The following is an 11,363-nucleotide window of genomic DNA, read 5'->3' as shown; positions in this document are numbered from 1 at the left end:
TGGGTGGCGGGGTAAAAGACATGGTCGTTGCAACCTCCAAAAAGATGGAGTGTTGCAACGACCATTAGAACCCAAGAAAGGGGTGCGGCCCTTCTTTGTTTCAGACTTAGACAGCCGATGACGCGAGCTGGTCGAGCAGCTCGTCACCTGGCTGAGCAGGAATCATCTCCGCTGAGATTTCTGCGCGGCCCAAGAGTTCGTTCATACGACGCTGGCGGGTGCGAGGAATGATGGTGACCACCGTTCCCTGCTTTCCCGCACGACCGGTACGACCGGAGCGGTGCATGTAGGTCTTGTACTCATCTGGTGCATCAGCCTGGATAACCAGGTCAATGTCGTCGACGTGAATACCGCGAGCAGCAACGTCTGTTGCCACGAGCACGTTCACGCGACCACTGGTGAGCAGCTGCAAGTTACGTGTACGACGTGACTGGTTGAGGTCACCGTGCAGGCTGGTTGCAGGAATACCTGCATCCTCGAGCTGGTCAGCAAGCTGCTCAGCATAGGCACGGGTGCGAGCAAAGATCAGAGTCTTTCCTTCACGAGAAGCAAGCTGCTCGATAACGAAAGGCTTGTCGCGGTGCTCTACAACCAAGACGCGGTGGTCAATGGTGGAAGACGCCTGGTCTTCACCGGCAACTTCGTGCACTGCAGGATCCTTGAGGAATTCCTTCACGATAGCGGCAACACCCTTGTCCAAGGTTGCCGAGAACAGCAGACGCTGTCCATCAGCCTTGGTGGCACGCAAGATGCGCTGCACGGGCTCGAGGAAGCCCAAGTCGCACATGTGGTCAGCCTCATCCAGCACCGTGATGGTGATGTGAGAAAGGTCGATGTGACCCTGCTCAACGAGGTCTTCCAGGCGACCAGGGGTCGCAATAATGATGTCCACACCACGGCGCAGGCTCATCACCTGCTTGTGCTGAGGAACACCACCGAAGATGGTGGTGGTGAAGAGACCAACCGAGCGAGCGATGGGCTGCACGGTGCGATCAATCTGCATCGCGAGCTCGCGGGTGGGAGCCATAATCAGAGCACGTGGAGCACGACCCTGCTTGCGGTCCTTGCCACCGTTGTTCTCCATCAATCGCTCAACAACAGGCGAACCGAAAGCAATGGTCTTGCCCGATCCGGTCTTTCCGCGGCCCAAAACATCCTTGCCGGCAAGAACGTCAGGAATGGTTGCAGCCTGGATGGCGAACGGTGACGCTGCACCCATCGAAGCCAGCTGGCGGCAAATGTTGTCACCAAGACCGAGGTCAGCAAAGCTCACACCATCAACATCTGCAGCAGTGGTTGCCTGTGCTTCGAGGCGCTCGAGTACGACGTCTTCCTCAGGAGTGAAGCGTGCCTTCTCGTCCTTTGCAGGGTAGAAGTCAGAAGCGGAACGACGTGGAGCTTCGTCCTTGTTGTAACGAGGACGGTCTCCGCCGAAGTTACGTGCAGGACGATCGTTGCGGTCTCCATACGATGGGCGCTCGGAGCGCTCACCACGGTTATATGCAGGACGTTCGTTACGGTCACCATACGAGGGACGGTCGCCGCCACGTGCATCGCGGTCAAAGCGAGGACGCTCAGAACGCTCACCGTAGGAAGGACGTTCGGAACGCTCTCCACGGTTGTAAGCAGGACGCTCATTGCGGTCACCGCGAGGAGCACGATCTCCGTAAGAGGGGCGCTCACCACGTGGTGCATCGCGGTCATAGCGAGGACGCTCAGTGCGGTCACCATATGCTGGGCGATCTCCGCCACGGTTGAATGCGGGACGTTCGGAACGCTCTCCGCGGTTATACGCGGGGCGTTCACTACGGTCACCGTAGGAAGGACGGTCTCCGCGTGGAGCACGATCTCCGTATGCGGGACGCTCAGAGCGCTCGTAACGAGGACGCTCCGTGCGGGCTCCGTACGATGGGCGTTCGGAGCGCTCACCACGGTTGTAAGCAGGGCGCTCGCTACGGTCACCGCGAGGTGCGCGGTCGCCGTAAGCGGGACGCTCGGCAGCGGGGGCGCTGCGACGTGCGTCGCGGTCATCGCTGTTCCAACGGTTCTTGCGAGGAGCCTCATTTGACTCTGCGCGGAAGCCGCGGTGTCCTGGGCTGCGAGAACCAGCGGAAGGACCGCCGGTCTTCTTGGCGCCGTAGCGGGGTTCAAAGTTCTTAGCCGGGCGACCGCCGGCTGGTTTCTTGTTCTTAGGCATGACGTTTCCTGGGTTGGATTCAAAGCAAAACAGCGCACAAACGCGCTGGAAAGAACCCGGGCAGTCTTTGGCCGGGACCGATTCACATTGAGTGACTATCACCAACAGAATTGTTGGGGAACCGGCCCACCTGACTTACAAACCCATCTGCACCACTGTGCAGTGTCAAGAGCCGACCTCTTGACTATACGGGAGAAGCCGCAAAGGTTCAAGACAATGTTTAAGGTTTAACTAAAACTTGCTTAAGTTAATCGAAACTGTAGAGTTCTGAAAATATTGAATTGAACAATAGCGTGAAAGGCTCATCACTATGTCCGGGAATAAAAGATACAGGCCACTAAAGAAGTGGGAACGCATATTTATCCCAATCTGTGGTGTTCTTTTTGCAATATTCACGGGACTATTTGCGCAACTTTGGTTGCTCTCCATCCAGCCTGAATGGGTAATACAGAGTTTTCTGCTTTACCTAATCGCAGGAAGTATCGTGCTTTTACTTATGGGGTTACTCGTACAAAGAATTACTGGAAAGAAGCAAATTGCAAACTTGCTCGAAGGAATATTGAATAGTCTGCCCTGGTAACTAAAACATAGTGAGTAATTGAAACTACTCAGATGGATACCAGCTCGTAAGCCTTCGACGAAATTGAGCAATTTGAAATCTTCTGATTCCTAAACTGATTAGCTTTCCTAAAATTGCAACCGGCTTAAGGCCAGAATCTTTTGATCTCTTTTTTAATTGCCTGAGAAGTTTTCGGCTTTCTTCATGTTTAGAAGACTGATCGTAGTTCTCAGAAAGTTCGACTATAGGTGCTCCAACGTTTGAAATTTCTTTCTGGATTTGTTGGTCTAGTTTGTCCAATTCACCTAACAACACGATTGGATGATTGAGGACTACCGGCCTCGAAGGCATGCAACTACTCCTCTGCCCACAAATCCCCAAGACCATCCTTGTGCGGGTGGGGAAAGAATAATATTGCTCGCTAACCAAACCGCAACTCCTGCTACGCACTTTACAACGATCCAATATGGGTCAGCAGTCACTGGATACGCGACATTATCAAGAGATTTGTGCGAAATGACTTGAACAAGGCTATCCCCATCAGTTTCGAAGGAAGTGGGGATACTTCTCCCAACTGAGTCTTGGGCCCAGGGGGCTGGAATAACGAGTTTTACCGTTCCCGAAGTTCCAATAAGTACGGCTGAACCGTCTTCTTGTATTTGAAAATAGTCAGAATCCTCTTTTTCAACACTGTATGTAAAACGTTCTGGCGCGGTTTTGTTTGAGATTGTGGTCAGCATTTGGACACCTCCCTCTACAGGAATGACAGTGTTTGCACTTGCTTCTGCAGAGGCAAAAATGACTTGACCCTCGTTATTCTTAGTGCCTAGAGAGGCGGAATCTGCATTAGGAAGGAAGATCGTAAGTTCTACGTTCGGGGTGGAGAGAGCAACACCGTTTTCAAGCGAACGTGGAATTTCTATCGTTACATCGTCTGTTGAAGATACATAGGTTTGGAGGTTGGTGGCGACTGAAGTCAACGCCGGTTGGACCAGGTTGCCAGCGACTTCAATGGAATTGGTGATTTCGCTTGTAGTGAGCAAGTCATCAGAAGATTTTGTGTCGACAGTCGCACGTGCAGGAACTGCAGATAGGGCAGTCGCAATGCAAAGGATGGCAGTAACGGCACTTGAAATACGCAGTGAATTAGTCATTCTTTTGTTCATGAAACTATCCCCTCATAGCAATGTAAATAAAGAATTTGTTGTGACCGATGAAGTACTTGCTTCAATTGGTTAGTGAAAGCATAAATCCCCTAGACCCTGAGGTCTAGAGGATTTGTTAATCTAAAACTTTATTGGCGGAGACGGCGGGATTTGAACCCGCGGTCCCCTTACGAGGACTCCACCTTAGCAGGGTGGTGCACTAGGCCGAACTATGCGACGTCTCCATGTATTTCTGCAAGCAGAAGTACCTCAGCAATCATACCCGGAGGATTTCGCCGGGAATAATCGAAGTCTTATTGCTCGTTGAGCGTACGGCCGGCAGAGCAAGTGTATTGACCTGCGGTTTGACCGTTGACGGTCTCGGGAAGGACGGCAACCTCAGGTGCAGGAGTGGTAGCTGCTGCAGAAGGTGCTGCTGTCGCGCTCGAGGAAGATGAGGCGGAAGGAGTTGGTGAAGCCTTGGCTGCTTTGGCTGCAGCTTTTGCCGCAGCTTTAGCTGCTGCTTCTGCAGCAGCGGCCGCCTTTGCTTCTGCTTCGGGGTCAGCTACAGAACCATTACCGGTTGTTCCACTGAGGCCAATGGGCTGATCGGCAAGGATGGCGGCGAAAAGCGCGTCAGCTTCTGCCTGGTTCGGTTGAACCTTGCCGGCATACACCCCTGCACCCCCGGTTGAGCCAGGGTATTGAACAAAGACAATGTTCTCGAGTGGGATGTCCTTGAGAGCCATCGCAATGGACACCATGGTGTCAAGGCTGTTCAAGCTGTTAGACAAGGTCATGTTCGAGATTGCAGCTTTAGCAAGACCGAAGAGTGCAACAGGGTTAGTCAGCGTCTGTGCACTCTTGAGCTTACGCACGAGTGAAGACAAGAAAACCTGCTGGTTGCTAATGCGGCCGAGGTCACTACCGTCACCGACGCCGTGTCGGGTGCGAAGGAACTGAAGAGCCTCGAGCCCGGAAAGGGTGTGCATTCCAGCGTCGAGGAAGGTCTGGGTGTATTCGTCTTCGATGGGCTCAGCAACACAGACTTCGACACCGCCAACTGCGTTAGCCATTTCGATCACGCCATTGAACTGAATCATGGCAGCGAACGGAATGCTCAGGCCGGTGAGCTCTTCAACGGTGAGAACAACACAAGGAAGTCCGCCTTCGTTGAGTGAGCCGTTAATGGGACCAGTCCAGCCACCGCCGCCATAGCCGTCGCCATCAGCGTCGGGGCACTCGGGGTAGCGCACAACCAAGTCACGAGGAATCGAGACCACGGTTGCATTGGTGTGGTCTGCAGAGATGTGAAGAAGAATGTTGACGTCGTTGAGGGTGCTGCCGGGGTCAGCATCGAAGACGTTGGCGTCGGTGCCTTCACGAGAGTCGCTACCTACCAGCAGGAAGTTCACGCCACCTTCGATGGCACCAATGTCGGGGATTTTCTGATCGTTTGCCAGGGCAACACCTGCATTTGCGCTGCGGGTGATGTCCCAGAAAGCAATCCCGGCAATCGACAGTGTCGCAACAAGCACGACGGAAAGTCCTGCAGCGATGAAACCGAGAACGGTGCGCGAGCCCTTGACGGGTGCAATGCGACCGTGACGAATGGCAGCACGAGCAGAGCGAATGCGGCGTTGGCGTGAAGCCTTCTCTTCGCTCATCTACTCCCCTGACATCGGCGGAAATGAAACTCTGTGGCGGAGGGCGTGGGATTCGAACCCACGATGCATTGCTGCACACTGGTTTTCAAGACCAGCTCCATCGGCCGCTCGGACAGCCCTCCTTGTTATCTTCCAAAGAAAACAACTTGATGAGTCTACCCGAACTGCTCAGATAAGCGTTCCAGAGGTTCCTGTGAGAGCCCTGAGTTGTGGATTAAGGCAGTTTGTTCAACGCCTCGAGGAGGCCGAGATCCTGCACGTTTCCGCACACCTCGCTGGCAACTTCCTTGATTTCAGGCTCTGCGTTGCCCATGGCAACGCCACGGCCGAGTTCTGCCGCCCACTCAATCATCTGAATGTCGTTATTGCCATCTCCGGCAGCGAAAATGCGTGATCGAGGGAAGTCGAGTGCTTCGCGCACCTTCTCCAGCGCCGAGGCCTTACTCACTCCTTCGGGGGCAATATCCAGCCATGCTGCCCAGCCAATGGAGTAGCTGACCTGCTTGAGACCAATACGCTCCACGACCTGGAGGAAATCTTCGGTGTCGTGATCGGGTGAGACCACCACGACTCGAGTTGCTTGCAGATTGAGCAGGCCTTCAAAATCAACCTGCCTTGCAAGCAGAATGGGGTCGACTCCTGGAAGTGGTTCCGTGTAGTAATAATTACCGTGCTCATCTTCCACGGCATACTTCCCGTCGGGAAGGTGGCCCTTGATGAGCTTGAGCACCTTCTCCGGGTTGAAGGTTTCGATGTAGTGCTTGACGTAGCCATCATCGGCTAACGCATCGCGCTTGAGCAGCATGGCACCGTTGGAGCACACAACGTATTCAGGCCAGATATCGAGCTGGCGTAAAACAGGAATGGTCTCCACGAGTGAGCGACCCGTGGCCAACATCACTTCGTGGCCACGCTGCGCAGCAGCACGAACTGCATCGACTACTTCCGGTGCAACATCTCCGCGATGGGTCAGCAGGGTCCCATCAACATCGAGGGCAACAAGCCATCGATCTTCTGGCGCAACAACTGACACTTAGGCGCCCACCGGAGTAATCACGGACATGCCGCCAAGGTAGGGGCGAAGAGCTTCAGGAATGATGACCGAGCCATCAGCCTGCTGGTGGGTTTCCAGAATCGCAACCAACCAACGCGTAGTGGCCAGTGTTCCGTTGAGGGTGGCAACAGGAGCGGTCTTACCGCTTTCTGTGCGGTAACGAGTCTCGAGGCGACGCGACTGGTAGGTCGTGCAGTTCGAGGTGCTGGTGAGTTCACGGAACACGCCCTGAGTGGGAACCCAGGCTTCGATGTCGAACTTACGAGCAGCACTGGAGCCCAGGTCACCCGCAGCAACATCGATGACGCGATATGCCAGACCGAGTGACTGGAGCATGCCTTCCTGCCAGGCAACAAGGCGGTCGTGTTCTGCCTCAGCCTCTTCGGGAGTTGTGTAGACAAACATTTCCAGCTTGTTGAACTGGTGCACGCGGATGATGCCGCGGGTGTCTTTTCCGCTGGATCCGGCTTCGCGGCGGTAGCAGGTCGACCAACCGGCATAACGCAGTGGGCCGTCAGTGAGGTCAATGATTTCGTCGGCGTGGTAGCCGGCGAGCGCGACCTCACTGGTGCCGGTCAAATACAGATCATCTGCGGGGAGGTAATAGATCTCGTCTGAGTGCTCGCCTAAGAATCCGGTGCCCTGCATGATGTCAGGGCGAACCAGGGTGGGAGTAATGAGAGGAACAAAGCCTGCCTCAAGAGCACGATCGAGTGCCAGGTTCATCAGGGCAAGCTCGAGGCGTGCACCAATACCGCGCAGGAAATAGAAGCGGGCGCCAGAAACCTTGGTGCCACGAGTCATGTCAATGGCGCCGAGGCTTTCACCCAGTTCCAGGTGATCCTTGGGCTCGAAGTCGAAGGTGGGAACAGTTCCCACTTCACGCAATGTGACGAAGTTGTCTTCACCGCCGGAAGGAATGCCCTCGATGATGGGGTTCTGAATCTTGCGGGCAGCTTCGGTGTAAGCCTCATCAGCAGCTGTCGCTGCAGCGTTTGCTTCCTTGACCTTCGCAGCAAGCTGGGCAACCTCTGCAAGGAGTGCCTTCTTCTCGTCACCCTGTGCCTGACCGACCTTCTTGCTGAACACGTTCTGTTCAGCGCGCAGCTCTTCGAACGCTGCCAGCGCAGCACGACGCTCTGCGTCTGCCTGCAAGGCAACGTCAACGAGGCCGGGATCAGATCCACGAGCCACCTGAGAGGCTCGAATAACGTCAGGGTTTTCGCGAAGCAATACTGGGTCAATCACATGCCCAGTTTACGGTGACTAGTCGCCGAGTATCTCCGCAAGCCAGGCGCGTGCGTCTGTGAAGATGCCATCGGCATAGCGCTTGGAGTGCTCGGTGGTGACCTTGTCCGCACGAGGGTAGGAACCCAAGAAGATGACCTTGGGGCTGAAACGGCGCAAACCAAGGAGTGCATCGGCCACACGCTCGTCCCGAGCGTGGCCTTCTGCATCAATAACGAAGCGGTAGCGACCGAACTCGTCGCCAATAGGGCGTGACTGAATCAGTGAGAGGTTCACGCCACGTGTAGCGAACTGCTCGAGCATCTCCAGCAATGCACCAGAGCGGTCATCAGGCAGTTCTACAATCAAGCTGGTCTTGTCTGAACCAGTAGGTGCTGGAAGTTCTTTAGTTTTGCTCACCAGAACAAAGCGCGTCACCGCATTGGGGTTGTCGGCGATGCCGGAGGCCAAAACCTCTACGTCATAGTGACGTGCAATCCCGGCTGGAGCGATCGCTGCATCTGCGGTGTTGTCTTCCAGCAAGCTGGCCGCTGCTGCCACATTGCTCGAAGAAGGAATGTGGCCGTGGTGAGGAATGCTGTTCTCTAACCAGCCGCGGCACTGTGCATAGGCAACGGGGTGAGCGTTGACGATGTTCACGTCAGCGAGGGTGGTTCCTTTTCGAGCGACGAGTTCGAACTCAACAGGAACCAGGTATTCACCAATAATGCGCAGGTTAGGAATGTTGGCAAGGGCGTCCTGGGTAGCGGTGACGCCGCCTTCGACCGAGTTTTCTATCGCAATCATGGCGGCAACCGAGCGGCCAGAAACAACGTCGGCGAGTGCTTCGCCCACGTTATTGACCGAATGCCAGGTCTTTCCCGCAGCTTCAGGTACCTGTGCCAGGGCAGCTTCAGTAAAGGTTCCGGCAGGGCCTAAATAGCTATATGCCGGTGCCGTCGTTACTTTTTCTGAAGAACCCATGTCTCAAATGCTACCGGGACTGGCAAACTTGGCTTGTGACTAACCGCGCAGGAACCCAGGCCCTCCCTTCCGACCTCATCGATATTGATGCCCTCGTGAAGGCGTATTACGACCTCACCCCAGATATGAGCGTGCCCGAGCAGCGCGTCGTCTTCGGCACCAGTGGCCACCGTGGCTCATCGCTCAATGCCGCGTTCAACGAACAGCACATCCTTGCCACCACGCAGGCGATTGTGGAATATCGCGCCCTCCAGGGCATCACCGGGCCCTTGTTTATTGGTGCCGATACGCACGGACTCAGTCGACCAGCTCAGGAAACAGCGCTTGAGGTCCTCGCGGCGAACGGCGTACGCACCCTCAAGGATTCTCGTGATGGCTTCACCCCGACCCCTGCGGTGTCCCACGCGATCCTCGCTTATAACAATGGTGGTCATGCTGATGAAGCCGACGGCATCGTCGTCACCCCCAGCCACAACCCACCCCAGGATGGTGGCTTCAAATACAACCCTCCTCACGGTGGTCCTGCAGATGGCTCCGCCACCAACTGGATTGCGGCACGAGCTAACGAGCTGATTGAAGCAGGTCTCGTTGATGTGAAGCGCACCAACCCTGAAGGGCTGATCGAGGAGTATGACTTCCTCGAGCACTATGTTGCCGACCTTGAAAACGTCATCGACATGAAGGCCATCGCCGAGTCAGGCGTGCGTATCGGTGCCGATCCTCTCGGTGGGGCGTCGGTTGCGTACTGGGCTGCCATCAAGGACCGTTACAACCTGAACCTCACCGTGGTGAATCCCGAGGTTGACCCTGCGTGGTCATTCATGACCTTGGACTGGGACGAGAAGATCCGCATGGATCCGTCCAGCCCCAACGCCATGGCCTCGCTCATCTCTAAGCGCAACGACTTCGACGTGCTCACCGGTAATGATGCCGATGCCGATCGCCACGGCATCGTCACTCCCGATACAGGTCTGATGAACCCCAACCACTTCTTGGCAGTAGCTATTGAGTACTTGTTTGCCAACCGTCCCGGCTGGCGTCAAGACGCCCGCATTGGTAAGACCCTGGTTTCCAGTTCCATGATCAACTTCGTGGCTGACGGCCTGGGCCGTGTGCTGTGGGAAGTTCCTGTGGGCTTTAAGTGGTTCGTGCCAGGTTTGGTTGACGGTTCAGTTGGTTTCGGTGGCGAAGAAAGCGCAGGAGCTTCCTTCCTGCGTAAGGACGGAACCGTGTGGACCACGGACAAGGATGGCATCATCCTCGCCCTGTTGGCCTCGGAGATTATTGCCGTCACCGGCAAGACCCCGTCTGTTCTTTACAAAGAACTCACCGTGCGTTTCGGCGACCCTGCCTATGCTCGCGTGGATGCCGCAGCGGGCCGTGAAGCTAAGGCTCGCCTCGGCAAGCTCAGCGGTGATGACATCACCGCCACAGAGCTTGCAGGCGATCCCATCATTGCCAAACTCTCGCACGCTCCCGGTAATGGCGAAGCCATTGGCGGTGTGAAGGTGGAAACAGAGTTTGCCTGGTTTGCAGCACGTCCATCCGGAACTGAGGACGTCTACAAAATCTATGCAGAGTCATTCAAGGGACCAGAGCACCTCAAGCTGGTGCAGGCAGAAGCCAAGAAGATCGTCGACGCTGCTCTGCAGGCTTAGTAGGTCGGTGCGGGCTCGAGGCCAAAGAATTCCTCGAGTGTGGCAATGCCGCTGTTGTGCATGGCGGTTGATACTTCTGTGCCCACGTAACGGAAGTGCCAGGGCTCGAATTCATAGCCCGTAACGCCGATGTACCCATCGGGGTACCGGAGCACAAAACCGTATTGCCACGCGTTGGCAGCAAGCCACTGCCCAGCAGCAGTATCTGCAAAACAGGTATACAGAGCGCAGCCACTGCCATCGTCGAGATCAACGGCAAGGCCCGTTTGATGTTCCGAGTGCCCGGGCTTTGCCGAGTATTGGTTGGCTCGTTCTTCACCATCGCGAGCCACGAAGTTGTTATACGTCTGTTCCTGAGTGGCATAGCTGCGGTAACCGCTGAGAATTGTCATCCAGATTCCAGCATTGGCCGCATCGGTTCCCATCCGCTCGAGTGCAGCTGCAGCTTCTGCGCGAAGCAATCTGCCGTTGGGATTACCCACAACACCTGGAACCACCATGTCACCAGCTTCATAGCTCAACGGATTGAGCGGCCGATGCTTATTGACAACCACGGTAATGGAACCTGGGTCATCGATGTTGTAGACCGGTGCAGGTGGTGGCGTGGGCGTGGGCGTTGGGGTTGGCGTAGGAGTTGGCGTAGGTGAAGGTATTGCTGATGCTGTTTTCGTCACAGTGGGAACGGGCATAGGTGCGGTTCCACATGCTGTCAGCAGAAGCGTCCCAGTCATCACAAGACCGAATACGGCCACGGAAGAACTCTTCATGAGTTCAGAATATCTATGTCCCTCTGGAATAATGAACTGTCCCCCGAAAGTTGGACAGGATAAATACTAGGCGGCTTCTAACTGAAGGGCATGGTTCCGATATTG

Annotated in this window: 9 protein-coding genes and 2 tRNA genes; 1 reads left to right on the top strand and 10 read right to left on the bottom strand. The window is 55.4% G+C overall.

Annotation, left to right across the window (positions count from 1 at the left end; all coding sequences use genetic code 11):
• Window positions 1-106: 106 nt before the first annotated feature.
• The 9 genes from RR877_RS08690 to pheA all read right to left on the bottom strand — a co-directional run bounded on the left by RR877_RS08690 (window position 107) and on the right by pheA (window position 8,833).
• Window positions 107-2,197, bottom strand: a complete 2,091-nt coding sequence (locus RR877_RS08690) for a DEAD/DEAH box helicase (RefSeq protein WP_332551219.1) — start codon at window positions 2,195-2,197, stop codon at window positions 107-109.
• Window positions 2,198-2,801: 604 nt separating this feature from the next.
• Window positions 2,802-3,071, bottom strand: coding sequence for a hypothetical protein (locus tag RR877_RS08685; RefSeq protein WP_332627935.1), 270 nt, complete (start codon window positions 3,069-3,071; stop codon window positions 2,802-2,804).
• Between the two features lie 17 nt (window positions 3,072-3,088).
• A complete protein-coding gene (locus tag RR877_RS08680; protein WP_332551218.1) occupies window positions 3,089-3,922 on the bottom strand; it encodes a hypothetical protein in 834 nt (277 codons plus the stop codon).
• 132 nt (window positions 3,923-4,054) lie between these two features.
• Window positions 4,055-4,146: transfer RNA gene (locus RR877_RS08675), tRNA-Ser, on the bottom strand.
• A 69-nt stretch (window positions 4,147-4,215) separates the two neighbouring features.
• Window positions 4,216-5,568 (bottom strand): LCP family protein, encoded by a 1,353-nt coding sequence (locus tag RR877_RS08670; RefSeq protein ID WP_277494848.1) that lies wholly within the window; start codon window positions 5,566-5,568, stop codon window positions 4,216-4,218.
• A 34-nt stretch (window positions 5,569-5,602) separates the two neighbouring features.
• Window positions 5,603-5,690, bottom strand: a tRNA-Ser gene (locus RR877_RS08665).
• A gap of 92 nt (window positions 5,691-5,782) precedes the next feature.
• Window positions 5,783-6,601 carry an HAD family hydrolase gene (locus RR877_RS08660; protein WP_277494847.1) on the bottom strand — a complete coding sequence of 273 codons (819 nt, stop codon included), beginning with the start codon at window positions 6,599-6,601 and terminating at the stop codon, window positions 5,783-5,785.
• Entirely contained in the window at window positions 6,602-7,870 is a 1,269-nt protein-coding gene (serS, locus tag RR877_RS08655; protein ID WP_332551217.1) for a serine--tRNA ligase, read from the bottom strand.
• An 18-nt stretch (window positions 7,871-7,888) separates the two neighbouring features.
• A complete protein-coding gene (pheA, locus tag RR877_RS08650; RefSeq protein ID WP_277494845.1) occupies window positions 7,889-8,833 on the bottom strand; it encodes a prephenate dehydratase in 945 nt (314 codons plus the stop codon).
• A 35-nt stretch (window positions 8,834-8,868) separates the two neighbouring features.
• Between pheA and pgm the strand changes: the two genes are divergently transcribed.
• Window positions 8,869-10,491: a phosphoglucomutase (alpha-D-glucose-1,6-bisphosphate-dependent) gene (gene pgm, locus RR877_RS08645; RefSeq protein ID WP_332551216.1), complete on the top strand. Its 1,623-nt coding sequence runs from the start codon at window positions 8,869-8,871 to the stop codon at window positions 10,489-10,491.
• Here pgm and RR877_RS08640 read toward each other — a convergent pair.
• Complete coding sequence (locus RR877_RS08640; RefSeq protein ID WP_332551215.1) at window positions 10,488-11,258, bottom strand: M15 family metallopeptidase; 771 nt, start codon at window positions 11,256-11,258, stop codon at window positions 10,488-10,490. The two genes, pgm and RR877_RS08640, sit on opposite strands and share 4 nt — an antisense overlap.
• Window positions 11,259-11,363: the final 105 nt, after the last annotated feature.

The organism is Aurantimicrobium sp. (assembly GCF_036667855.1).
GTDB lineage: Bacteria > Actinomycetota > Actinomycetes > Actinomycetales > Microbacteriaceae > Aurantimicrobium.
Note: the sequence above shows the minus strand (reverse complement) of the source record. Positions and strands in the feature narration are given on the sequence as shown.